Origin of the sequence: Serratia sp. FGI94 (assembly GCF_000330865.1) — a bacterium.
Classification (GTDB): Bacteria; Pseudomonadota; Gammaproteobacteria; order Enterobacterales; family Enterobacteriaceae; genus Serratia_B; species Serratia_B rubidaea.
The window spans coordinates 1,771,298-1,795,322 of the sequence record NC_020064.1 but is presented as its reverse complement, the minus strand read 5'-3'; the positions used below and the strand labels follow the sequence as shown (position 1 = coordinate 1,795,322).

Genomic DNA, 24,025 nt, shown 5'->3' with positions numbered 1-24,025 from the left:
GAAATATCTCAGTCAGTGACAACTCGCCCGGTAGCGCGGTCTAAACAACGTTCGCTCGTCGTTTCCCAGTACGCATTGATGTTGTTGCTATTCATGCATCGCTCACGCATATCAGACGGCGATACGGCAGAGCGTAATGTGGAATCAGTACTCTTTCTTTCTGCCGTCGCTCTCCCGCCACCGGTTTTTTTCACCCCATTCATGGTTCTGCCCGTTCGGGATTGCGAAGCGCTATCGGCCGGAACAGATGCGGCTTTCTTTACCGGCCGCGCCTGCTCAATAGGCGGTACTCGCCGACTTTTTGTCCCATGGCAGTGATACTCGCCAGTTTTACGGTTGGTATGGCAGCCATTCGCATCAGTTCTGCCAGGATGCGCCATTGCAGACATGCTGACGCCGACGCAAAGTAATAGTGTTAATTTGATACTCGTTCGCCATTTCATTCCAAATGCCCTTATCAAGAACCAACATGATAATAATATTATTGATTATCCAGGTAGCGTTGCTGCTGCATATGCCGCAGCAGGACTTTGCCCTCCGGCATAAATTCGGTGCCGTAGCGCACCAGCCCGACGTCTTTCAGCTCGGCGTCGATGGCGTAGCGCAGTTCGCCGGGCGTCGCCTGCTCCAGCATCACCACGCTGATGCCTTTCAGGCGCGGCTCATACTTCAGCAGCACCTCAGAGAGCGTGGTCATCAGCTGGTGCGCCGTGCCGGGCATGCCCTGCAGAATTTTGCTCATATCCGGCAGGCCGTAGTCCGGCAGATGGGCCAGCGTACCGGCCCGGGCGTTGAGGATGCGCTGCAGATTATCCAGCACCGACAAAATCACCTGGTTTTCTTCGCTGACCAGGGGCAGATCGAGGCCGCCGCTAAAGTTGCCGTAGAGCATGTCGTATAACGAGGGGGCGTGGTGAAGGTGCGCCATTGCTTATCCTTACGGGTGACAAATCAGGTGAAGTAAAATCTGACAAGGTGAAAAAATACCGGCGCGGCGAAGCACAAAGAGTCGATGCGATCCATCATGCCGCCGTGGCCTTCTATCATTGCGCCGAAATCCTTGACGCCGCGGTCGCGCTTGATCGCCGACATACACAGCCCGCCGGCAAAGCCCAGCAGCGTGATCGCCAGCGAAATCAGCGCGGCCTGCCAGGGGGCAAACGGCGTGATCCACCACAGCAGCGTGCCCACCAGCGTCGCGCTGGCAATGCCGCCGACAAAGCCTTCCACCGTTTTGTTCGGACTCAGACGCGGTACAATCGCCCTTTTGCCCAACAGCTTACCGAACACGTACTGCAGCACGTCCGAAATCTGCACCACGATCATCAGAAACAGCAGCAGCTTGATGTTCTGATTCTCAAAGCCGGGAATCGACAGCATCAGCAGCGCCGGCGCGTGGCTGATGCAGTAGACCGCCACCATCATGCTCCACTGGATTTTGGCGCTGCGCTCCAGAAAGTGCCGGGTATCGCCCGCCAGCGCCATGCGCGTAGAGATAAACAGGAAGGCATATACCGGAATAAAGATGGCGAAAGTGCCGTACCACTGGACGCCCACCAGCAGATACTGCAGCGGCAGCAGCACAAAGAAGCACCAGAACAGCGCCTCATGGTCGCCCCGCCGCGTCGGCGTCAGGGTGACGCACTCCCGCAGCGCCAAAAATGACATCACGGCGAACAGCAGCACCGAACCCACCGGGCCGAACCACATCGCCGCCACGGAGATCATGCACATCCCCCACCAGGCGCGGATGCGCGCGTTCAGGTTTTCCACCACCGGCGTATTGCCCTTAAAGCGCGCAATCAGCAGGCCCGACACCGAGGCGACCAGCAGCAGGCCAAACAGAGCGCACAGCAGCATTACCAACGCCTTATCCTGAAAATTCATGGTTTCAACGCCTCCAATGCGTCTTTGAGCCGTGACAAAAAGGCCTGTTTATCCTCGTTTTCTCCCAGCGGTTCGACGGGCGCGCCAAATACGGCGGAGCACAGTATCGGCACCACCAGACGGGAACCTTTCGGCAGTACGCGGTTGAGATTTTCCAGATAAACGGGCACCAGCTCCGCCTGCGGGTTCATGCGCGCCAGATGCCAGATACCGCTTTTAAAGTCGGCAATCGCCTCGCCGCTGCCACGGGTACCTTCCGGAAAGAGAATCAGCGACTGTCCCTGCTCCAGCGGTTCGCTCATCAGCGTCAGGGCGTTATTCGGCGCGCCCGCCTCCTGACCTGCAGTACGGCGCGCGATCAGCACCGCGTTAAACACCCGTCGGGCGATATAGCGGCGCAGCCCGGTGGTCAGCCAGTAGTCCGCCGCAGCGACGGGACGCACCTGAGTGCGCAGACGCGGCGGCAGGCTGGCCCACACCACCATACCGTCGAGGTGGCTGGAGTGATTGGCGTAATAGATTCTGACCTGTGCTTCCGGCAGCGGCGCCAGCCAGCGGGCGCGAATCCCCGTCAGTAAACGGCACAGGCGCACCAAAAAACCCGCGGCCAGACGGCGGTCCAGCGACATGCTGCGATTAGGATTCATGGCGCTCTCCCTGACTTTCCGCCCGGCTATTTAACTGCTGCAGAATGCGCTTGCCGCGTCGCCAGCAGGTAAGCGCCGTCCCGACGTTGATCGCCATCAGGCACAGCCACAGCAGCTGCTGGCCCCGCTCCGCCGGCAACGCCATCGCCAGCAGCGCCCCGCCGCACAGCAGCGCCATGCGGTGCTGCTTCGCCATCGGCCCTAGGAACTGCTGCTCCAGACCGCAGACGCCGCCCAGCAGGCGCAGATAGGCGGTCATCAGCGCCAGCAGCGCCGCACACCAGCCGAGCGTGGCGCCATACGGCAGCAGCGTCAGCCCGTAGCCTGCGCCGAGCAGGATCAGCGAATCGGAGATGCGGTCCGGCAGCTCATTCCACACCGGACCGGCGGGGCCTGCCATCCCCCCCTCAACGGCCACCATGCCGTCCAGCAGGTTGCACAGCAGCCGCCCCTGAATCATCATCACCGCCAGCAGCAGCGCGGCGGCGCGTCCCCACGGGGAGGAACAGGCAAAAGCGAACAGCAGCGCGGCCCCGGCCAGCAGCGCAAAGACCATGCTGGCAAAAGAGATTTGATTCGGCGTGACGCCCCGCAGTTTCAACCAGCGGGCGCTGTTCTTCGCCCAGGCTTTATCGCGCGTCGCAATGGGACGACGCTCCTTGATATTGATTTCCATGATGTTTCTCAGTATTCCAAAGACTTAATCACACAGCATGATAGCCGCTCCATGCGGCTATCACCGTTATTACTCCCGCTCCGGCAACAGCGTCAGGCTGTTGCCATCCGCCTCTATAACGCGCACCGTATCCGGGTTTAACGCTTCGCGCGCCACCACCAGCCGCCAGCTGTTTTTCTCCATCTCCGGCTGGCGAAACAGCCCGACGGCGGCCACAAATTTCGCCTCGGCATCCATCGGCATATCCAGAATGGCGGCATTGCCCGGCTTGAGCACCACATCGCGGCTGGCAAGCAGATCGCCGGTCAGCAGCGTTTCATCCTCCTTCAGCAGTTGCTGATAGACCAGCGTGTCAAAGGCCTTACGATCCCGTAGCTGATAAATGCGAATCACCAGCGGCTGTGATGCGGAACTGCTCTCGCGCGCATCGGTGTTCAACATTTCCCGGGCAACAAAATCCAGATGCAATACCTTTATTTTTTTATAAAAAGCCGCTCTCACGGTCGATTTGGCGCCGTCAGCGACGCTCTGGGTCAGGCCGCACCCTGTCAGGGCGAAGGCCATGACGGGCAGCAAAAGCAAAGCGGTTTTAGTCAAATTTGTACGCAACACGTCGGTTTCCTTGTCTCGTGACTGCCGGCTGCAGGCCGCTGTAACAGCCAAGCTCCGTGGTAAAAGTTTGGGGGATATCGGCAGCGGACGCGCCCTCCTCTGCGCCGAGCACGCCATTCATTCCCAGCCAGAGCGGCGCGTCGCCCAGCGCCGGCGCTGCCAGTAGCCCGGTCGTGACGGTAAGGCGGATGCGGGCCTTAAAGCGCCAGCCCAGATAAACCCGCAGCATCACCAAAAAATCCTGATAAAGCCGGCCGTCCGGCATCCAGCCCCGGACTTCTCGTTCGCAGTCGGTGGCCAGCTCAATCAGCAACTGGCTGCTGGTATCCATCGCTTCTTCCCCCAGCACCTGATTACCGTCCAGCAAAAAATCCTCATCATCCACAAACCCGAGCGGCCGGCCGGCCGCCACCGCCCGCAGGCAATACGGGCTGACGCGCACGCTCGTGTGCGGCGCCAGCAGCTGCACCAGCGCCTGCAGCCCTTGCGCGGTTTTTCCTGGCAGACGCAGCACGCCCAGCAGCGCCAGAAAGCGCGAAACCGGGGTGGCGATATGGTTTGCCGTACCCGGGATCCCCAGCCCCACCAGCCCCAGCAACGACTGAGAAATGGCGTCGCCGCCGCCGGACTCAAAGGTGGCCGGGTAGGAGTATTTGCGCCAGATGCGGTAAAACTGGGTCAGGATGCGGTGGTTGAAAATATCAAGAAACCCCTGCAGCGCCTCGTGCCCCTCCCTGCGCTGCGCAATATCATCCAGATAAACGGTCGGCAGCGGTGAATCAACGCCGTACAGCCCCATAAAGGTCGTGCGCACCTTCGGCGACGCATGCGCGTCCTCTTCGTTATATTCAACGGCCTTCAGCTCGCTGGCCGGGAAGCCCATGCCCGGATGGGGCACCAGCCGCAGCGGGTCATCGCCCGGTTTGCTGGTCGCCCCCAGCGGCGGACGCTGCGGGTGGCGCTTTTCCAGCAGCTGGCAGAAGCGGTAAAAGTTGATTCGCGTCAGCTCGGCTTCCAGACGCGGCGTCAGCCGGGAATACGGCGGTTGTGTTTCTCTTCCCATTCCAGACGTTCTCCGGTCGGTTGCAGGATGATGATCAGGCGGTTAAACAGATAGATATCGGTATAAAGGGCAAAAAAGCGGCTCAGCATTTCACCGAACAGGCAGATATCTCCGTGGCCGGCAAAGCCCCGGCTGTCGAGCGTGACCTCAATCTGTACGCCCCGCAGCAGGTGCCCCTGCTCAAAACGCTCCGTTTCGCCGTGGCGCACATCGACAATCGCCTCCAGCCGGCGGCGGTTCATCTCGCTGTCGCTCCACTCATACAGCGCCAGGGTGCCGCGCAGCACCTCGGCGTTATCCATCATCGACAGGAAGTTGCTGCCCAGATGGCTCAGCACCCGCCAGTGAAAGCGGTCCCGATCCGGCGGGTAACAGGGCTGCGTCGGCGCACAAAGGTTACGCACCCGAACGCTGGCCGCGGTGGTTTTCATCAACGTATCCAGCACCGTGCTCTGCAGCGCGCGCCGCGGCAGCTGGCCGTTGGTGCCGGTAAGCGCCAGCGACAGGCTCTCATTGGCCGGCACCGTATGGTTATCAAACGCCTCGCCGCCCAGAATCAGCCAGGTGTTATACAACCCGGACGGCCCCCGGCGCACCCGGGTGTGGTAATAGTATTCCGGCGCCTCATGGCGCAGCATGCCGCCCTTATGGCGAAAGCTGGCAAACGGCACATAGGTATGGTTGCCGGACGACACCACCGCATCCACCGAATAAATTTCAGTATGGCCGTCCTGCACCCGCATCGGCCGCAGCAGATATTCGGTCTGCAGCGAATCGAGCGTCAGCGGATCGGACTCCAGCGGGAACAGGTTGATCACCGGCACGCAATGCAACCGCAGGTGCTTTTCCGTAAAGGTAAAATCGTGTTCCCAGCGCTCAGCCAGCACCACCTCGATCTCGAACCACGCCAGCTGTGCCGGAAACGCCACGGCGTCCAGCCCCTTCAGGCCGGTGAACATAAACTTCTCACGGAAGGTAAAATACTCCAGCAGCAGCTGATAGCCGCTGAAGCTGCTGTTGCCCGTCGGCCACAGGGTGTCATCATCGCCAAAGCCCAGCGCCGTAAAGTGCCCCGCCAGCGGCCGGCTGTCGCTCTCCCCCGGCAGACGCAGCCGCATGCCGGCGACATTCATGGTGAAAGCCTGATGCATGGCGCAGGCCAGCGGCGCGTCGGCGTTCAGGTAGAGCGGGAGGCAAGCGAGATCGATACGGCTCCAGTCCGCCAGACTGCTGCAGTCAAAGCGCAGCCGCACCAGCGAACGGCCATCCCGATCCGTGGTCAGCGTTGCCTTTGCCAGCGACAGCGGCTGCAGGCTGAGATCCTGCGTGGTGGTGTAGCGACAGCGCGTGCCCTTTTCGCCAATCGGCCGGGAGAGCACCTCAAAGCCTTTGGCAATGCCCATCTTCTCTTTCATTTCCCGCCATTCCGGGGTGAACTCCACTATCGACATCGACGGGATAGTGCGCAGATAATGCGGCCACAGCAGGCTGACCAGCCCCTCGGTCAGCTCCGGCAGGTCGTCATCCAGCTTCTCGCGCAGACGCCCCATCAAAAAGGCAAAGCCCTCAAACAGGCGCTCGACGTAAGGGTCGCGCGCGCCCGCCCGGTCCAGGCCAAGCATCGCCGCGCGTTCGGGGTGGGCCTGGGCAAACTCTTCGCCGGCCTCCAGCAGGTAGCGCATTTCAGCGTCGTAATAACGCAGGGTTAAATCATCCATAAAAACCTGATTATCTGAGGTGAGTGTGATTGCAAAAAAGCGTTCAGCCGCACAGTACCGCGGCGCGCGCCGGGTCGATGGCGATCAGGCCGGCCAGCAGCGCGTCCATCTCCGGCTGCTGACGGACTTTATCCGCCTCGCTACGCGCGGCCTTCTGGCGCAGCAGCTTCAGACGCCGGGCTTTTACCTCAAAGGCCATTTCCGGCGACCACTGGCTCAGCGTCAGCGCCTGAGCGCTGTTGTCCAGCTCCCCCAGCAGATGCAGCGCCATCTCGTTTTTGCCGTACTGCTCCGTGACTCTGGCCATCAGCAGGCGCTGCAGCCAACGATCGCGCGGCGAAGTGACGCCCGGCCGCGTCTGCAGCCAGCCCAGCGCGGCTTCAATGCCGTCGCTGTCGGCTCTGGCCAGCACTTCCGGCTCCAGCGTCAGCAGGTCATCATCCGCCACCGCGACGCTGAGCGGCTCCTCACGCCAGGCGGCGGGATCGTCCAGCACCTGTTGGCCAATCCACCCCAGCGTCACTTCATCGGCAAAGGGGGTGCCGTCATTAAACGCCAGCGACTCCAGCCCCGGCAGGCGGGTAAGCAGCCCCCGCAGATCGCGGCCGATTATGTCCGCCCGCACCGCGTCCGCATCGGTTTTCTGCAGCGCCTGCCAGATGTACCACTGTACATCCAGCCACAGATGGTTAACCCCCTGAGCAAAAAGGTTGTCCGCCAGTTCCAGCAGCTCTGCCCAGCTCTGCTGAAGGTACAGCCGCTTGAGGTGCGCGCGGTGATCCGGCTTGGGCGCGGCAAGGCGCGTGCGACCGCTGGCGTCCAGCGGCGGCAGCGCCGTTAAGGTATCCCAGCGGACGCTTTTCATCAGGTGATGACCGGCCAGCCAGCCCCCTTCGCAATCGCGCAGATACTTCGCCAGCATTTTTGCCTGATCAAGCAGATCGCGCCCTGAATTCACGGCATGCGCCGTCGGCAGCGCCGCGCCGGCGGACGCCGGCTCCGCGTTCTCTTCACGGCTGGTCTGCGGCACCAGCGTGCCGGCGCCGCCATTTTGCGCCAGCCGCGTTTCCAACGCCTGATACAGCGCCGACAGCCGGGGGCGGTTCGCCTCATCCCACGCTTCCATGGCTTGCTCGACCAGCAGCAGCGCCCCCGTTACGCGCCGCATCATGGCCGGGTCGACCTCCGGGTACAGGGACAGACTGTCGAGCACCCGGCCGCTGCCCAGCCACTCCAGCGCGCTTTTGCGGCTACGCTCACGCTGCGGGTGCAGCCCGCCAGCAAACTGCTGCAGCATAGCGGCCAGCAGCTCCAGCCCCTGCGCCAGCCCGGCCTCGCCATCCTGATGCAGACGCGCCCAGATGTAGAAGGTTACGACGCGAATATCCTTGCAGCGCTGCGTCAGCAGCTTTTCCGCCAGAGCGCAAATCAGCCCGGTATCGATGCCGGACAGCTGATTGACCTCCTCGCGGATACGTTGAAAATCGTCGTCGTAGCCCGGATCTTCCCCCGTAGGATTTTCGGCAGAGAGCGGCAGCAGCCAGCTTTGCCAGTTCGCGCAGCGTGTCCTGGCCTGGACCAGTAAGGTTTTTTCATCTACCCCACAGGCGTGGAGTATGTTCTGTAATACACCCATTATTTCATCCATGGCTTAATACTCGGTATCGAACGCGCCCTTTTTAATTCTGTCCGTAACTATATACCTGAATAGACTGACTATGAGGTTCATTAATACTAATGCTGACCACCTCCCACCAAAAGCGATCATCACATATCTAACTTGAACCATTAGAGACATCACCAAGTCGCCTTATGTAAAAATGACATGCCGAAAGGTTAACGCTTGATACTCCTCAGCATGAGCCCATAATATGAACCAGAATCCATCATCTGTGATTTAATGGAAATTTTTGTTCCTTTATCCATTAACTCTTTCGACACTCCTCTTTCCAGTCGTTTCGCCATCGCTGACTCAGGATAGTTGCCTCCACGTAATACCCTGATAGTTCCATAGTCCAAACTAATATCCATCGACTCAAAAGTCATTCCATTAATAACCGGAGCGTACAATCTGATCCCCCCCGCGCCCGGACGAACATTTTTCACATAAATTTTTCTTTGCTTAAACCGCTCGCTATTACTATGGTATGTAATAGTGACATAGATTGCGGAATTTTCATCGCTGAATAAATCCTCGGATTGAATGTCAACATATCCTAAACTCGGTGCAACCATGGTAGCTTGATAGTTTTTTTCAATATAACCTGAATTAATAGCACACCCCACCAACGCCAACGATATAAACCCGATTATAATAACGTTAATTCTTTTCATTTCATGCCCTTTAAGTATAAAAACAAAAGCCAATATCGTTTAATCAAAGCAATGCACTGCCTGAGAAAATAACAGTATATTTAACCACCCTCTTCGCCCCTCCCCAAAATACGCCTATTGATGTTTTTAATCTGTACTGAAATAAAACAGCCTAATTTATCCCTTATCACCAACAGTGTTGGCTACTCTGGTAATTCGCCAGAAACCAAGGCGTATCAAGTTGAATGTTCAGCTGATGGCCTTTATGTTCCTATTATTCAATTCCATTCATAACCGGATCATCGCTAGAACTCAGCGCTTGTGTTGCCGCTGTGGCATCCACACTGAATATCTGCTCTGGAAGCGTGAAACCGCGTAACGCCAGCAGCGCCAGCGGGCCAATGCCCAGCTGTGAACGCAGCACCCACTGCAGCGTGCGGCCACCCGGCGCGCTGAAGCTCATCATCCACTGGCTGCGATCGAGCTGGCGCCGCTTGCCCTGCTCCAGCCAGCGGATAAAGCCCCAGGTGCCGCCGTAGTCGCCAAACAATCGGGCGCCGGCGTTGGTGGCGCTCCAGGTCAGCATGGTGCCCGGCTTAAAGGTCTCTCCCGGCCAGCGGAAAGTCTGCCATTCCGCCATCTGGTTGAAGTAACGCAGTTTCTGGCCGTCAATGGTCAGCGTGGTTTCCACCACCTGAGGCGTCGGACGCGCCTGCAGTTCAAAGCCGATCCCCTGGCTGCCGTCGGTAAACAGAATGTCCGACAGCTGGCTGAGCTGGTTGACGGCCTTCAGAAACGCCGGGTTAACGTTCAGCCCCTGGCTGTTGGTTTTATCCACCACCCACCGGCTGCCCTCTTTGTGCAGCACGCCGCCCAGCTCCTGCGCCAGAAAACGTTCAATGCGGCCGGTATCCTTGCGGATAAACTCCGCCAGCATCGGCAGCGAAGCCTCACTTTTACTGGCGGCGAACGGATAGCGGCCGTCGAAGGCGCTCTGCCAGTTGCTGACCACCGCCCTGCGCCACTTGCCGTTCAGGCTGGCGGCGGACGGCTGCAGCACGGTTTCCCAGGCTTGCGTCAGCGGCTGGACGAACATCGTCTGCCCAAAGCCGCTCCACTCCTCGCCGAGGCTGGCGGCCATCAGGCTGCCGTACTGCTGGGTGTCGGTCAGATCGACGCTTTTGCCCTGAAATACCGTCTGCGCCAGCGTCTGCATTTTTTCCTGCGGGTCTGAAGCGCTGGCCACCTGCTGCAGCCGTAACCGTACGCGGGTAATGCGGGTCAGGTAGATTTGCAGGCTGAGGGTACTGTTGGCCGCCATCACCTGACCGGCCGGATTTTTGCCCATCAGGGTCAGCAGCGGGCCGAAAGCCTCATCCAGCGGGCCAACCGGCCCGGCCGCGCTCTGATCGATGGCCGGCCGGCTGTCGCTGTGGAGCAGCTCTTTCGCCGATTTGAGCAGCGAATCGGACAGCGCCTTGCCCTTCTGCCCGGTTTGCCCCTGCCAGGCCAGCGTATTCATCAGGGCAATCAGCGGCGACTGCCGTACGTCGCTCATCAGCGTCAGCTGGTCGGTCACATCGGCAATGTTGTTGGCCGGCTGCCAGTGCAGACCGTTGAGGAAACCGAGCCAGCTGCCGGCAAAATCCGTGAAGTAACGCTGCGTCAGGCGGGCCTTCAGCGCTTCCGGCGAGATATCCGCCGCGACGCCCTGGCTGCTGTCGCTCAGCACCCAGTCGATCTCATCGCGCCGGGCGTTGGCCGCCTTCTCTATCGCCTGCTGAATGCCCCCTTCCCAGGCCTGACGGGTGAACATTCCCGGCACCACCTCCCGGCTGTCGAACAGCCGCCGGGCATCGGTGCCGCCGGTCATATCTTCCAGCCGCAGATCGGCAAAGTTACGGCGCACCGATTTGAGCATATTCTCATACAGCGTACTTTCAGCGTTGCGACGCCCGATCTGCTGCAACAGCACCTGACGGCTCTGGCTGACCAGCGCCGCATCCGGGGTAATTTTCCAGCCGGGCTGCTGAGCCAGCTCGGCGATATAGAACGCCCACAGGTCCGGCGCCAGGCTCTGCCACAGCCCGGGGGAGATGCCCCGGGGCGCAGGCTGCACCGCCTGCAGGGTTTGCGCATAGAAAGCGGCGTCAACCTTATCCGGGCGCGCCATCATCAGCCAGGCTTTCAGCCGATCGTAACCGGGTTTGGCCAGCGCGATGCGCTGTGGGCTGTTGGGCGGCGAATTCACCAGTTGGGTCAGCGTTTGCCGCAGCGCCTCGCCGGCCGGATCGCGGATCAAACGGTTATTCGCCACGCCGTACCAGGGCAGCATCGCGGCCAGCAGCTGCGGATTGTGATCCAGCCCGAAACGCTGATACCAGGGCGCGCCTGCGCGGCTATGCTGCTGCAGACGGCCGGCGTCGTTGCGCAGCGCATGCAGAGCGCCGAGCTGCGCATCCGTCACCGCCGGCCGGGCGACCAGCGCCTGCGCCTTGTCCGCCACCGCGACAATTTGCTGGCGGTTGGCGACGAAGGAGATCGTCATCCCCACGGCCCACAGCCCGATGCCGGCCATCACCGCCAGCGCCAGCGTCTGTTCCCAGGCCATGCCGACCCGGCGGCCGCGGACGCGGTCATCAAAGATGCCCTGCCAGGCGTCCGAGAAGGTAACGGCATGCGGATGCCTCGCCGCTGCGGCACTCTCTTTGCTCCCTTGAACCTGTGCGTCAGCCGCACCCGGCAGGCTGAACATCAGGCCGCGCAGCGGCACGCGCCGCTGGGCGCCGTACAGCCACGGCGTCAGCGCATTTTTCCAGCGCGCGCCGTCGCCCTGCTCCAACCGCTGCGCCAGACGCAGCAGAAAATCAAAGGCCCGGTTTTCCGCCACCTGAGCAAGCCCCTGTGCACGCAGCTGCGGCAGCAACTCGCCGAGCCGGGCCGCCGCCTCGTCCGCGCTGCCCCGCGCCGGCAGCGTAATACCTACCGCCTGGGGCTGCCGACCCGCCTGCGGCCAATCGCTGCTGCACAACTGCCACAGCCAGACCGCCGGCTGGTAACGCAACAGGTCGCCGATTTTTTCCAGCCCCCGCAGATCGCTATCACTCAGCTGCGGCGTCAGCGACTGGTCTGTATTCAGCACGCGGACAACCCCGTCCAGCGGGCGGCCGCGGCGCAGCCTGCGCAGGGCGGAGAGTTGTTCGCGGTCGGGATCCGATGCCAGGCCACCGCCGTAAATCAGCACGGTGCGGCTGCCCTCGAGCCAGCGCTGAGCCTGCAGGCCGGGAACCAGTTGTTCAATAGCGGCAGCATCGCCGACAACCAGCAGCAGATGCACTTTGCGCCGCCAGAAAGGGCCGTAGCGGGTACGGAGATGTTTTTTCAGCGCGACATATGCGGTTTCTCGCCCACTTGCCGTTGTCGGTTGACGCTTACGGGATGTCGACGGGCTAACCTTGTCCTTAATCAGCAAGCGGAAAGCCATAAAACCCAGCATCAGCAGGCTGAGCGCCGTTCCCCAGACGATAAAACCGGCAACGATCAGCGGACGCAACGCATCCCATTGCGTAGCACGTTCGCTCCCCCACAGCCACCATGCCAGCCCGCCTAACAGGACCAGCAGCGTGGTCACAGCAATACAGACGGCGGCCGTGGCTGCCACAGAGATGACAGCAGGTTTATTGACGTTGTCCATCAGGTTTTACAATTCCAAGTGCGAGGGTGTTCATCGGATCGCGGGCAACCCAGCCACACGGTTGTTGGTGATGCGCGGCGTAAATTGCCGCCAGCGATAAAACGATCAGAGCGTCCATATCGCCGATATCTCCCCAGTTAGCATCCTGCAGATGCTGGCTGACGTCCCAGCCGCTGGACGCCAGCACCTCCAGACCGGGGTGGGAAAACAGCGGGCAGGCTTCGGGGGGAGCTTTCAGTTCACTCTGTTCCAGCGCCCGGGTACAGACCGCAGGCAAAGCATCCCCCTTCTCGGCCGAGAAGGCTTCGCCACGCGTCAGTTGCACCGGGCCGTACCGCCCGGCCAGCCACAGGACGGCGGACTCCCCGGCGGGACGTTTGCTTCCGGGCTGCACGGCGACCACCTGACAGCCGGCGATCAGCACCGTGTCTTCCGGCCCGGCGTCGGCGAGACAGCTGGCGATCGCCGTCAGGCTGGCTTCCCCTTGCCAGGGGGCTGGCCGCGCCGGCAGCTGGAGCGCCGGGAAAGCGGCAGCCATTTGGGTGCGGAATGTCTGCCAGGCAGCGTCGGCTCCCTGCCAGTAGCAGCGCAGCGGCGCGGTGAGCGTGCTTTCGCCACGCTGCCTTTGCCACTCAATAACCAGCAGTTCCGCCAGCCGCTTTTCACGCATACCGGCGTCAGCGGCAAAAATTTGCGGCAGTCTCAAGGTGTTACCGCCACCTTCTCTTTTTTCTTCCGGAGGACGCTGCTCACGATTAAGCACCCGCAACCAGTCGGTTGTGCGCGTACCCGCAGGCCCCAGCAATACGCCTTCCCTTAACCAGAACGGCTGGCGATGCTGCGCCCACCACCGCTGCCGTTCATAGTCCACCAGTTGGTCGTAGAAAGCGGCGTTATGCACGCTGATACGATAGTACAGCAACCGGGCCAGCCAGCCGGTACCTGCCAGCAGCAGTGCCAGCAGGATACCGGTGGCGACCAGTAAACGGTTCCCTTGCGCAGATGCCAGCAGTGCGCTGGCGCTGCCGCACAGCAGCACCAACAGCGCCGCAGCCGACAGCCAGCGGCCGGTACTGGGCGGACGCGCCATTTTGTACTGCGGATAGTCAGGAGCGCACCTCACTGGTCAATACCGCAGTCGGGAAACGAGCTGACCAGCGTACAGCCGCAGGCGCAGCGGTGGCCGTGCAGCGCCACCGGCTGCCCATCGATCGTGGTGCGCGAGCTGCCTTCCGCAATGGTGGTCATACCGTGTTTATTACAGCTCACCGGATCGCCCTTACAGGCAAACCCCTGACCAAAGCACTGATAACGCCCCGCCAACACCCTGCCGCCGTATTCCCGCAGCCGGTCCCCTTTACGGATGACTTTATTCATCGACAGCTCCTTCTCAGGCGATCGAGGTCAGGACTTGCTCAAGCCAACTGGCCGGGATCGCGGCCTGCGCCCGCGCCAGCTGCTGTTCCGCCACCAGTGCTTTTTGCTGGGCGACCACGACGCCCGGCTCCCGGGTAAATGCCCGCAGCCGTTCCCCGCCCGGCAGCTGCGGCACGGGTTCCCGGGTGATCCGATCCAGTACTTCAACCTGCAGCGCCCGCACAGCCCCGGTTGCCGCCAGTCCTGACAGTTTGCCGCTCAGGCTCTTTTGTTTGAAGCTCAGCACCACGCCGGTGGTCAGGGTGGCAAACCCTACCAGGTTGCCGGCGATCACCAGCGGCGACAGCGACTTATTACACTTGTCGCTGAAGTAAATCATGCGGTAGCGGAAGTAGCCGCCCCACATCTCGCGCGAACCCAGCGCGGCGTGCATAAACCAGGCGCGCGAGTCATGCACCTGATCGTCAAACAGCGCCCTGACCAGCCCGGCAGGCTGCTCCGCGTTGCTGGCCTCACCGGCTTCGGGGAACAGGATAGCCACGCGGGCCTCCCCGGCTGCCTTCATCCGCCGGTATTCCTGCGGCTCATCATCGGTATTGAGCACAAAAATCATCGGCTGCAGCACGGTATCCAGCACCGCCTGCGCCAGATTCTCCGGAATGCGGTAACCGTCAAAGTAATCCTTGCCAAACTCCTTCGCCGCTTCAAACAGCTGGGTCTGCGCTATGTCCGGGTCGAAATCCTTGACGCCCGGATAGAGCACCAGATCGTCCATCTGGTCGGCGGGCTGTTTTGCAATCTGATCGTTGCGTAATTCAATAATATCTTGCTGTTTTTTATTCCGTGCCTTTTCAGCCGCCTTACGTACGGCAGGCAACGCTTCGCTGTTCGTGGCGCGCTGGTAAAATGGCGTTTTCAGCATCGTTCCTCTGGCATAGCGGTCGATACGCCAGGCGGTGAGCCAGGCAATCTGGTTTTCGACCAGGCTTTCCAGACTGCCGCTGGCGCGCGGCGGATCGTAGCTGGCGGCCTCTTCAGGGGAGACTTTTTCTGGCGTGGTCAGATTCAGGGTGAGTTCGCGCCAGGCATTGAAGCGTTTAATTAGAATTTCATCAATAAAGAATTCGTCCAGTAAATCTAATGGCATTTTCCGCCAAAAATCTCTTTTAAAATCATCAGGAAAAAAGTCTTGAGGCACTTTTAATGGTGCTCCAGCACCAAACGCAGCGGCATACATATCATTCAGAGGGATCTGTGATAGCAATAAAGCATCATCTTTCCCTCTAGCCTTCCCTTGATCACCTGGCGGATAGCCCCCTCCCAGATCCGAGTGCATCCCCGGGTACACCACTTCGGTAGCATAAGGCGGGTACTTGCCGTTACCCCGGCGCACCGAGTCCATCGGAAAGCAGAGGCGCTGTTCATGGCCGGACACCAGATGCAGGCATTTTTTTATCAGCCCCGGGTAGGTTTCATCGCTCGGCAGCTCCATCGTGCCGTCCGCCCAGGACATATGCCCCTCGGCAATCGGCACCACGTGCGCCACCCCGACCGAGGCCACGGTGTCCAGCAGCCCGAGAAACTCCACGCTGATGGGCAGCTGCATTTCACCAATCTGCAGACACTGCGGGGGATTTTCCCCTGCCGCCGCCGGCGGCGGCAGCAGCTCGCTCAGCCAGCGCACAAAGGCGCGCGCCGCCGCCGCGCCGCGGGAAAAACCATAGACGTACAGCTTGATCCCTAACAGCTTCGGTTTGCCCGGCTCCGGCTGGGTCAGCAATGGCCTCAGCTGCGGGGCTAGCTCATTCAGTAAACGACAAAACTCCTCGTAGCGGTTATGGCTGCCGCCAAACCATAGACGGTCCCAGCTGGTGCCCATGTTGCTGATAGACCGGCGACTCTCCGCAGTGGTCAGCCATTTTTCAGTGGCAGTAAACTTCAGCACATCAATAATACGCAGCAACGCCCAGTTAATGCGCTCTTCCCCCTTGGTTGCGGCCACCAGCCCGAAGAGGGAATAATCCGGGTCGTTCACTTCCGGGAACGGGGTGCCCACGCCGGGCATATAGAACTTAAAATATTTCCCCTCACCGTCTTGCGCCCCATCCAACAGCGCGTGCTGATCGTCGAGCGGCACTCCGCCAGCCGTACCGGTCCCGATAGTGGCGCGAAACAGACGGGCAATATTGGTCGGATGCTTGGGATCAGACAGAAGCAGGTCATTATTCAGGTTATTGCCGGTGCCGTCGAAAAACAGGCTGATATGCAGCGTTTTACAGCACGGCGGCTCCACGCGTCGTGCTGTGGACAGACACAACTCCTGCCGGTAGAGCCGTTCGGCGCTGTTCTGCTGATGGCAGTTCTGCCCGACCTGCAGCGCCTGGGTCGGCAGGCGTCCCTGCGCCGGAAACGGCGGCGGCACCCAGGCCAGATCGATTTCTGTTACCTCGGACATACTTTCGGCTCCTTCATCCTGATGGGCTCTTTTATCGGGTAGTTGGCATTTCTCGGTGACCAGCAACTGGTCGTCACCTTCACCTCGTCGCACGGCAAAAAGTGCACAGTAATACCGCAGACATCCTGGCCGTTATAGTCGGGAACCGGCACGGTTTTGCTGTGTTGGCGCTTTTGCGCATCAATGTTTTTTTTCCAGGCAAGATATTTTTTCCTGTCCTGATAGCCAGGAAAATCCATGGAATACCCCACTCCAGTTTCCCAGTCAATACGCACCGTCATGCCCGGCGTCCAGCGGGCGGGTACGCTGTAGCAGCAGCCGCCACCGCCGCCCTGATACGGACCGATAATGTCGATGCCCGACTGGTGATTGACGCTGAAGTGGTTAATCGCCCATTTGGTATGGTTGATGGCGTCAATGGTGCCGCCCCCGCCGCCGGCCTGCGCGGCGGGCTGTGAGCAGCCGGTTAACAGCAGCAGACCCGCCAGCAGCGGGCTTAACAGTGAATGTTTCATCTGACTTTCCTTGTATCACGCGTGCAGTCACGCTGAAATGAAGACGGACGCCCAGTCCGGAGCAGTTTCCGTTACCTCGGACAGACTTTCGGCTCCTTCATCCTGATGGGCGCTTTTATCGGGTAGTTGGCATTTCTCGGTGACCAGCAACTGGTCGTCACCTTCACCTCGTCGCAGGGCAAAAAGTGCACCGTAATACCGCAGACATCCTGGCCGTTATAGTCGGGAACCGGCACGGTTTTGCTGTGTTGTTTGTTGTTTTTTTTCAACTTGTCCCTCCATTCCCTATATTTTTTTGAATCAGAAAACCCAGGGAAACCTTCAGTCGATGCCTCCCCGCTTTCCCAGTCAATACGCACCGTCATGCCCGGCGTCCAGCGGGCGGGTACGCTGTAGCAGCAGCCGCCACCGCCGCCCTGAAACGGGCCGATAATGTCGATGCCCGACTGGTGATTGACGCTGAAGTGGTTAATCGCCCATTTGGTGTGGTTGATGGCTTTGATGGTGCCGCCCCCGCCGCCGGCCTGCGCGGCGGGCTGTGAGCAGCCGGTTAACAGCAGCAGACCCGCCAGCAGCGGGCTTAACAGTGAATGTTTCATCTGACTTTCCTTGTATCACGCGTGCAGTCACGCTGAAATGGGGGGAGATTCCCAGTCCGGAGCAGTTTCCGTTACCGCGGACAGACTTTCGGCTCCTTCATCCTGATGGGCGCTTTTATCGGGTAAGCGGGGCTGCCGTAGATGTAGCAACTGGTTGTCACCTTCACCTCGTCGCAGGGCAAAAAGTGCACCGTAATACCGCAGACATCCTGGCCGTTATAGTCGGGAACCGGCACGGTTTTGCTGTGTTGGCGCTTTTGCGCATCAATGTTTTTTTTCCAGGCAAGATATTTTTTCCTGTCCTGATAGCCAGGAAAATCCATGGAATACCCCACTCCAGTTTCCCAGTCAATACGCACCGTCATGCCCGGCGTCCAGCGGGCGGGTACGCTGTAGCAGCAGCCGCCACCGCCGCCCTGATACGGACCGATAATGTCGATGCCCGACTGGTGATTGACGCTGAAGTGGTTAATCGCCCATTTGGTATGGTTGATGGCGTCAATGGTGCCGCCCCCGCCGCCGGCCTGCGCGGCGGGCTGTGAGCAGCCGGTTAACAGCAGCAGACCCGCCAGCAGCGGGCTTAACAGTGAATGTTTCATCTGACTTTCCTTGTATCACGCGGGCAGTCACGCTGAAATGGAGACGGACGCCCAGTCCGGAGCGGCTTCCCTTCGCCATCAGGCCGTTTCTGCTGCACCAAGCCATTTTTGCATCACCCAGGCTTCACGCGCATCATCCAGAATAATGCCCTGATTGGTAGCCTCCACCATGCCCTGGTAGCAATCAGAAAACAGCGCCTGCCGCGATGCATAAACGCCCGCTGGCGGTGCGCGGTGCGCCAACAACACCATGACATCACAGACGCACATCAGGTACTCCAGTTGGCGATCGCTGAGATCGATTTTATGGTTTTTTTCATCGCGAGCCTGAGGCGTGCCGCAACCTTTTATGCCCCTCGGGTGACCATCCATATCCTGCCATGCCCAGAACAGGGCCGGGCGCAACAAAGGCTGCTGTTGCTCCTCACTGAGGATGTGTGTAAAAAGCAGGGGAAATATCCGCGTATCGTAAAATCGCAAAATGCCGCCCCTTCCCTCCTGCAACACGTCCATGCACTGTGTTAACCAGGCCGTCAGGGCAGAGAACGGCCAGGGTGAACATAGCAGCAGCAACGGTGCCTGTACGGCAACCTGCCGGCTAATTTCCAGCAGCCACTGCTGCTGCTGGACATTATCAAGCGTTATGCGCGCAATCAGCGGAGCATCATCGACAATAAACGCTTCCGGCAGCCCACGGTACAGCGATTGCCACTCTACCGACAGCGCGTTCAGTGCCGGGATAACACTAAAATCCAGCCCGGCCTGATCAATGATCATATCCAGATAATCGGTTCCGGATGCCCGACAGGCAGCGGCTACTTCCTCAATCCATGGCGTAGTCATTTATGCCTCCCTTGGCACGAAGCCCTGCGCCAGCTGCTGCGCTTTTTTCAGACACTCTTTACACACCGATGCCGGGAGCTCAGGCAGGGGAAACGTCTCACTGGCTGGCCCCTGCAGATCGTGCTGACCTTTCAGGCTGATTAATCCCGGACCGTGAATTTCCACCACGCCCTGCGGCGTGAGGCGAATATAAGCCCCGCCGCAGCCCAGAGTGATGCCATTTTTAGCCGTCAATTGCAGGTGTCCCTGCGTAGACTGGACGGTAATCTCTTTCAGGGAGGTCAGCGATAAGATATCGCCATGTGACTCCATCTCCAACGGGCCCTTGGCGGATACCAGCCGCATACCCTCGCTCTGCGCCAGCAGCGAGACGGCCTGACTGGCGTTTGCCGACAGGCGCTGTGCGCTGGTGAGGTTTACTTCGCCAAGGCTCTGCATATACAAACCGTTACCGCTGTGCAGCAACATCGTTTCAGGGGTCATGGCGCCCAGCCCTTTCGGCGCGCTCATTAGCAGTAACGGATCTTTCAGTTTGTCTGCGCTGTCCGCCAACTGTTTCAGTCCGCTGACCGCAGGGCTGTGGCTACGGTGGATCTGCGTAATACTGCCCCACTCGGCGACCTGATGCAGCGCGCCTTTCAGCAGGCTAATCACAGGCTGCATCGCCAGCACTTCGCCCTGCGCCTTTGGCTGGCCGTCGGCGCTGATGAACAGCCCCTTCTGCGCCCGGATGGCGCCCCAGCTGTCGGTGCGCAGCTCAAAGCCCTCGCCGCGCTGCTGCTTTTCCGCATCGACCAAATGACCGAGGTTCAGCTGGCTCTTGCCGCCGTACTCGGTGGAGACCTTGATATGCTCCTGGCCCCGGCTGTCGTCCAGGCGGATTTTGTTGTTCGCCGGCGTGCGCAGCACGTTGCGTTTGTAGTTGCGGATGGTGACCGGGTCCGGGTGCGCCGAATCATGCAGCACGCCGGCAATGTACGGCCGGTCCGGGTTGCCGTCCTCAAAGCCGATCGCCACCTCGGTGCCCGCCAGCAGCGGCAGGTGCAGGCCGTAGGTCTCCCCGGCGTAGGGCCGCGACTGGCGCACCCACAGGCTTTCAAAGCCGGTTTCCCAACCCGCCCGGTCAAACAGCATGTTGACCCGGTAGCGGCCGTCGCGGTCGATATGCCCGTAGCTGTCGTTCTCGGTGGTGCTGGTGACCCGCGCCGGCAGCGTGCCGGCCATCACCGGCCGCAGCGGCGCGACCGGTCGGTAGGCATAGTCCGCATCGTCCGGGATCGCCTCAAAGCCGATTTCCAGGCTCTTGTCGCGCCGCGCCGTGCTGATCGTCCGGACGATCGCCACGCCCCGGCGGAATACCTCCGCCACCTCCGCGCCGCCGCTCACCCTGATGACTTCGCCCGGCACCAGCGCGACGCTGCTGCTGACGCCGAACAGCCGGGTCTGACGGTTCAGGTAGCGTTCATGGCGGATGCGGGCATAAAACGCGCCGCTCTCTGCGGCCGGGGTACGCCCGTCGCCGCTGCCGGCCGTCAGGTAGTTATCCGCATAATGATAGGCATCGCCATAGGTGGTGCCGTCGCCGGCGCCAATCTCCGCCTGCGCATCCATCGCCTCCAGCGCCTGCCGGTAGTTGTAATCCCGCAGGCTGACCTGTTTTTCCACCACCTGATGGCGGCTCTCCAGCCCCCAGCACGACTCTACGCCCTCGTCATGCTGGCCGGAGGGCGGCACCGACGGCAGCGTCAGCCCCGCGCCGTAGCCCTGACGACCGTCGCAAAACTCCACCACGTCGATATTCAGCCGGGTGTCGGCGGTAAAGCGGAACCAGATGCCCAGCTCCCCCAGCAGCCGGGTGATAAAACGCAGGTCGTCCTCACCGTACTGCATCACCTGCTCGCGCCGCGGGTAGTCCTGCGTCAGCGAGAACAGGAAATCCTGACCGCGCATGCCGTGGCGCTCGCGCAGGATTTTCTCCACGATCTGCGGCGCAGACATATCCTGATAGATGGCGTTCTGCCGGCTGTGGGCCAGCAGCGCCAGCCGCGGCGACAGGGTCAGCGCGTAGCGACTCTCATCGTTGGTCGTTCCCAGACGCTCGAAGCCGGTGACTACGCCCTGGATCACCCGCAGCGGCTGCTGCAGTTTAATCGCGGCGCCCTGATTGAACGGCGCCTGCAGCGTCAGCGACGCCGCCTTCATCAGCATCGCCTGCCGATGAATACCGTGATCGGCGCTGGTAAATTCAATCCGGTAGCTGAACGGTTTACTTAGTTCCTCCTGCCCCTCAAAGGCCAGCACGTCCAGCAGCGCGTTGCAGTCCGCCACCTGCAGCAGGTGGTGGCTGTGGCTGAAAATCACCGCAAGCGGATTTGCCATCATCACTCTCCCTTGTTGTTATCAAACGCCAACACAATCCCTTCCTCGTCATGCCAGTCGAGGGTCAGAGCCTGCGGTTTCCGCTTCGCCGCCATCTGGCTTAACAGCTGCTGGCTGAGCACCGGCAGCAGCTGCTGGTTAAGCAGGCTGTCGACGTTGCGCGCGCCGGTATCCGGCAGCAGGCAGGCGGCGGTCAGCGCGTCGTACAGGCCGTCGCCGATCTGGGTGGCGAGACCGTAGTGGCGCTGCAGCCGCCGGCTGACCTGCTCCAGCTTCATCTGCACGATGGTGCGCATCGCCTCCGCCGCCAGCGGCCGGTAAATCACCGTCTGGAAACGGGCCAGCAGCGCCGGCTGGAAGTGGTCGCGCAGCAGCGGCCGCAGCAGCTCCTGCAGATCCGCCTCCGTGGCCTGCGGCTGTTCGTCCAGCAGCTGCATAATGTGGTCGCTGCCGAGGTTGGAGGTCATCAGGATCACGGTGTTGCGGAAGTCGATTTCGCGTCCCTCGCCGTCGCGCATAAAGCCGCGGTCGAACACCTGATAGAACAGGTTCATCACGTCGCGGTGCGCCTTTTCCACCTCATCCAGCAGCACCACGCTGTACGGCCGCTTGCGCACCGCCTCGGTCAGAATACCGCCCTGGCCGTAGCCGACGTAGCCCGGCGGCGAGCCTTTCAGTTGGGAAACGGTGTGCGGTTCCTGATATTCGGAGAGGTTGATGGCGATCAGCGATTTTTCACCGCCGTACAGGCAGTCGGCCAGCGTGAGTGCGGTTTCGGTTTTACCGGTGCCGCTCGGTCCCACCAGCAGGAACACGCCCTGCGGCCCATTTTCGCTGGTCAGGCCGGTTTTGGCGGCGCGCAGCCGCTGGGCAATGGCGTACAGCGCCGCATCCTGCCCGACCACCCGCCGGCCGATTTCCGTCTCCAGACTCAGCAGTTCGTTCTGCTCGTCCTTCATTAAGGAAGAGAGCGGCACCCCGGTCCAGTCGGCGATCACGTTGGCCACGCTGCGGGCGTCAACGTCCGCCGTGAGCAGCGCCTGCTCGAGGGGCAGCGCCGCCAGCGCCTGCTGGACAGTCGCGATCTCCGCCTGACGCGCGCCGTCCGTACGGCACGCCAGCAGTTGACCAATCAGTTCCTGCTCCTGACGGTACTGGCCTTCCAGCTGCGCCAGACGCTGGTTCAGTTCCGCGGTCTGGGCGGCGATGGCCGCCAGCCGTCCTTCTTCTGCCGGGTTGCCGACGGCGATATCCGCCAGCAACGCCTGCTCTTCCAGCGCCAGCGCGGTAACGGCGGCCTGTGCGTGGACGATCGCTTCCGGCACGGTGTCCAGGCTCATGCGCACCCGCGCGCTGGCGGTATCCAACAGATCCACCGCCTTATCCGGCAGCTGGCGGCCGGTGAGATAGCGGCGGGAGAGCGTGACGGCGGTGCGCACCGCCTCATCGGTGATATGTACGCCGTGGTGCTGCGCATAGCGGGATTTCAGGCCGCGCAGCATCAGGCAGGCGATGGCGTCGTCCGGTTCGTCCACTTTCACCATCTGGAAACGACGCTCCAGCGCCGCGTCGCGCTCGAAGTACTGTTTGTATTCGCTCCAGGTGGTGGCGGCGATGGTGCGCAGTTCGCCGCGCGCCAGCGCCGGCTTCAGCAGGTTGGCGGCATCGGCGCCGCCGGCCTGATTACCGGCGCCGATAATGGTGTGGGCCTCGTCGATAAACAGCAGCACCGGCGTCGGCGACTGCTGCACCGCATCGATAATGTTTTTCAGCCGCTGTTCAAACTCGCCCTTCACGCCGGCGCCGGCCTGCAGCAGCCCGAGATCCAGCGTACGCAGGGTGACCGGCTGCAGGCTGGCCGGTACGTTGCCCTCGGCAATGCGCAGCGCCAGCCCTTCCACCAGCGCGGTTTTCCCCACGCCCGGTTCGCCCACCAGGATCGGGTTGTTTTTACGCCGGCGGGAGAGAATGTCCACCATCTGGCGGATCTCGGTATCGCGGCCGAACACCGGGTCGATCGCGCCGGCCCGCGCCTTGGCGGTGACGTCGAGGGTGAATTTATCCAGCGCACCCTGTAGCGCCGGGGAGAGTTCGCCCGCCTTTAGCTCGGCGTCCGCCGCAGGCTCCGCCACCTCGGCGCAAGTCTGCGCCAGCCCGGCCTCCTGCTGCACCTCCGGACGCTCTTCCGACTGCGCATCCAGCAGCGGACGCAGGCGCTCCAGCTGGCTCTGTCCCAGCGTTAGCAGCGGCCACAGGCCGTCGCAGCGCGCCAGCGCGGGCTTGCCTACCAGCGCCGTCAGCAGGTGAACGCTGCGGATCTGCGTCTCGCCGGCCAGCGAGGCCAGCAGCCAGGCCTCCTGCAACAGCGTCAGCAGGCTGTCCGCCAGTTCCGGCCGCCCACGCACCGAGCGCGGCAGGCCGTCCAGCCAGTTCAGCAGCGCCTGCCAGATCTCATCCATATTCCATTCGTAACGCCGCGCCAGTACCGTCAGATCTCCCTCGCCCTGCTCCAGCAGCTTCAGCAGCCAGTGCTCCGGCAGGATCTGCGCATGGGCGCGGGTCTGACACAGCGACGCCGCCCCTTCCAGGGCGCGGGCGCAATAAGGATTAAGACGGCGTAACAGGACGGCTGAATTTTCCATAATTCT

At 61.2% G+C, this 24,025-nt stretch carries 19 protein-coding genes and 1 pseudogene; all 20 read right to left on the bottom strand.

Features of this window, described 5'->3' with window-relative positions; all coding sequences use genetic code 11:
• Positions 1 to 8 precede the first annotated feature (8 nt).
• A pseudogene (locus D781_RS24095) lies at positions 9 to 113 on the bottom strand (DUF1283 domain-containing protein); the annotation flags it as partial.
• A gap of 368 nt (positions 114 to 481) precedes the next feature.
• Positions 482 to 928 (bottom strand): type VI secretion system baseplate subunit TssE, encoded by a 447-nt coding sequence (gene tssE / locus D781_RS08180; RefSeq protein ID WP_015671840.1) that lies wholly within the window; start codon positions 926 to 928, stop codon positions 482 to 484.
• Between the two features lie 23 nt (positions 929 to 951).
• Positions 952 to 1,887: a phosphatidate cytidylyltransferase gene (locus D781_RS08175; protein WP_015671839.1), complete on the bottom strand. Its 936-nt coding sequence runs from the start codon at positions 1,885 to 1,887 to the stop codon at positions 952 to 954.
• Complete coding sequence (locus D781_RS08170; RefSeq protein ID WP_015671838.1) at positions 1,884 to 2,534, bottom strand: lysophospholipid acyltransferase family protein; 651 nt, start codon at positions 2,532 to 2,534, stop codon at positions 1,884 to 1,886. The genes D781_RS08175 and D781_RS08170 overlap by 4 nt, the downstream gene beginning before the upstream one ends.
• Entirely contained in the window at positions 2,524 to 3,210 is a 687-nt protein-coding gene (locus D781_RS08165) for a CDP-alcohol phosphatidyltransferase family protein (RefSeq protein ID WP_015671837.1), read from the bottom strand. Before D781_RS08165 ends, D781_RS08170 begins: the two co-directional genes overlap by 11 nt.
• Before the next feature lie 69 nt (positions 3,211 to 3,279).
• On the bottom strand, positions 3,280 to 3,822 hold the full coding sequence (gene tssJ, locus D781_RS08160) for a type VI secretion system lipoprotein TssJ (protein WP_015671836.1): 543 nt from the start codon (positions 3,820 to 3,822) through the stop codon (positions 3,280 to 3,282).
• Positions 3,800 to 4,885, bottom strand: a complete 1,086-nt coding sequence (tssG, locus tag D781_RS08155; protein WP_015671835.1) for a type VI secretion system baseplate subunit TssG — start codon at positions 4,883 to 4,885, stop codon at positions 3,800 to 3,802. Before tssG ends, tssJ begins: the two co-directional genes overlap by 23 nt.
• Complete coding sequence (gene tssF, locus D781_RS08150) at positions 4,849 to 6,603, bottom strand: type VI secretion system baseplate subunit TssF (RefSeq protein ID WP_015671834.1); 1,755 nt, start codon at positions 6,601 to 6,603, stop codon at positions 4,849 to 4,851. The genes tssG and tssF overlap by 37 nt, the downstream gene beginning before the upstream one ends.
• A 43-nt stretch (positions 6,604 to 6,646) precedes the next feature.
• Positions 6,647 to 8,239: a type VI secretion system protein TssA gene (gene tssA, locus D781_RS08145; RefSeq protein WP_041411763.1), complete on the bottom strand. Its 1,593-nt coding sequence runs from the start codon at positions 8,237 to 8,239 to the stop codon at positions 6,647 to 6,649.
• 200 nt (positions 8,240 to 8,439) lie between these two features.
• Positions 8,440 to 8,937 carry a hypothetical protein gene (locus D781_RS08140; protein ID WP_124014439.1) on the bottom strand — a complete coding sequence of 166 codons (498 nt, stop codon included), beginning with the start codon at positions 8,935 to 8,937 and terminating at the stop codon, positions 8,440 to 8,442.
• 253 nt (positions 8,938 to 9,190) lie between these two features.
• Positions 9,191 to 12,610, bottom strand: coding sequence for an ImcF-related family protein (locus tag D781_RS08135; RefSeq protein WP_015671832.1), 3,420 nt, complete (start codon positions 12,608 to 12,610; stop codon positions 9,191 to 9,193).
• On the bottom strand, positions 12,594 to 13,733 hold the full coding sequence (locus D781_RS08130; protein WP_041411761.1) for a hypothetical protein: 1,140 nt from the start codon (positions 13,731 to 13,733) through the stop codon (positions 12,594 to 12,596). The genes D781_RS08135 and D781_RS08130 overlap by 17 nt, the downstream gene beginning before the upstream one ends.
• Complete coding sequence (locus D781_RS08125; RefSeq protein ID WP_015671830.1) at positions 13,730 to 13,987, bottom strand: PAAR domain-containing protein; 258 nt, start codon at positions 13,985 to 13,987, stop codon at positions 13,730 to 13,732. Before D781_RS08125 ends, D781_RS08130 begins: the two co-directional genes overlap by 4 nt.
• 13 nt (positions 13,988 to 14,000) lie before the next feature.
• Positions 14,001 to 16,442 (bottom strand): DUF2235 domain-containing protein, encoded by a 2,442-nt coding sequence (locus tag D781_RS08120; protein WP_015671829.1) that lies wholly within the window; start codon positions 16,440 to 16,442, stop codon positions 14,001 to 14,003.
• Positions 16,430 to 16,957 carry a T6SS immunity phospholipase A1-binding lipoprotein Tli1-KP gene (gene tli1 / locus D781_RS08115; RefSeq protein WP_015671828.1) on the bottom strand — a complete coding sequence of 176 codons (528 nt, stop codon included), beginning with the start codon at positions 16,955 to 16,957 and terminating at the stop codon, positions 16,430 to 16,432. The genes D781_RS08120 and tli1 (D781_RS08115) overlap by 13 nt, the downstream gene beginning before the upstream one ends.
• Positions 16,958 to 17,028: 71 nt before the next feature.
• Positions 17,029 to 17,556, bottom strand: a complete 528-nt coding sequence (tli1, locus tag D781_RS08110; protein WP_015671827.1) for a T6SS immunity phospholipase A1-binding lipoprotein Tli1-KP — start codon at positions 17,554 to 17,556, stop codon at positions 17,029 to 17,031.
• A 71-nt stretch (positions 17,557 to 17,627) separates the two neighbouring features.
• Complete coding sequence (locus D781_RS08105; protein WP_015671826.1) at positions 17,628 to 18,155, bottom strand: DUF3304 domain-containing protein; 528 nt, start codon at positions 18,153 to 18,155, stop codon at positions 17,628 to 17,630.
• Positions 18,156 to 18,233: 78 nt separating this feature from the next.
• Entirely contained in the window at positions 18,234 to 18,998 is a 765-nt protein-coding gene (locus D781_RS08100) for a DUF4123 domain-containing protein (protein ID WP_015671825.1), read from the bottom strand.
• On the bottom strand, positions 18,999 to 21,377 hold the full coding sequence (gene vgrG / locus D781_RS08095; protein WP_015671824.1) for a type VI secretion system Vgr family protein: 2,379 nt from the start codon (positions 21,375 to 21,377) through the stop codon (positions 18,999 to 19,001).
• A gap of 2 nt (positions 21,378 to 21,379) precedes the next feature.
• Complete coding sequence (gene tssH, locus D781_RS08090; protein WP_015671823.1) at positions 21,380 to 24,019, bottom strand: type VI secretion system ATPase TssH; 2,640 nt, start codon at positions 24,017 to 24,019, stop codon at positions 21,380 to 21,382.
• Between the last annotated feature and the right edge of the window lie 6 nt (positions 24,020 to 24,025).

Excerpts from the sequence above, each read along its gene's own strand:
- tssE (WP_015671840.1), bottom strand. The coding sequence starts at position 928 with ATGGCGCACCTTCACCACGCCCCCTCGTTATACGACATGCTCTACGGC.
- D781_RS08175 (WP_015671839.1), bottom strand. The coding sequence starts at position 1,887 with ATGAATTTTCAGGATAAGGCGTTGGTAATGCTGCTGTGCGCTCTGTTT.
- D781_RS08170 (WP_015671838.1), bottom strand. The coding sequence starts at position 2,534 with ATGAATCCTAATCGCAGCATGTCGCTGGACCGCCGTCTGGCCGCGGGT.
- D781_RS08165 (WP_015671837.1), bottom strand. The coding sequence starts at position 3,210 with ATGGAAATCAATATCAAGGAGCGTCGTCCCATTGCGACGCGCGATAAA.
- tssG (WP_015671835.1), bottom strand. The coding sequence starts at position 4,885 with ATGGGAAGAGAAACACAACCGCCGTATTCCCGGCTGACGCCGCGTCTG.
- tssF (WP_015671834.1), bottom strand. The coding sequence starts at position 6,603 with ATGGATGATTTAACCCTGCGTTATTACGACGCTGAAATGCGCTACCTG.
- tssA (WP_041411763.1), bottom strand. The coding sequence starts at position 8,239 with ATGGGTGTATTACAGAACATACTCCACGCCTGTGGGGTAGATGAAAAA.
- D781_RS08140 (WP_124014439.1), bottom strand. The coding sequence starts at position 8,937 with ATGAAAAGAATTAACGTTATTATAATCGGGTTTATATCGTTGGCGTTG.
- D781_RS08135 (WP_015671832.1), bottom strand. The coding sequence starts at position 12,610 with ATGGACAACGTCAATAAACCTGCTGTCATCTCTGTGGCAGCCACGGCC.
- D781_RS08125 (WP_015671830.1), bottom strand. The coding sequence starts at position 13,987 with ATGAATAAAGTCATCCGTAAAGGGGACCGGCTGCGGGAATACGGCGGC.
- D781_RS08120 (WP_015671829.1), bottom strand. The coding sequence starts at position 16,442 with ATGTCCGAGGTAACAGAAATCGATCTGGCCTGGGTGCCGCCGCCGTTT.
- tli1 (WP_015671828.1), bottom strand. The coding sequence starts at position 16,957 with ATGAAACATTCACTGTTAAGCCCGCTGCTGGCGGGTCTGCTGCTGTTA.
- tli1 (WP_015671827.1), bottom strand. The coding sequence starts at position 17,556 with ATGAAACATTCACTGTTAAGCCCGCTGCTGGCGGGTCTGCTGCTGTTA.
- D781_RS08105 (WP_015671826.1), bottom strand. The coding sequence starts at position 18,155 with ATGAAACATTCACTGTTAAGCCCGCTGCTGGCGGGTCTGCTGCTGTTA.
- D781_RS08100 (WP_015671825.1), bottom strand. The coding sequence starts at position 18,998 with ATGACTACGCCATGGATTGAGGAAGTAGCCGCTGCCTGTCGGGCATCC.
- vgrG (WP_015671824.1), bottom strand. The coding sequence starts at position 21,377 with ATGGCAAATCCGCTTGCGGTGATTTTCAGCCACAGCCACCACCTGCTG.
- tssH (WP_015671823.1), bottom strand. The coding sequence starts at position 24,019 with ATGGAAAATTCAGCCGTCCTGTTACGCCGTCTTAATCCTTATTGCGCC.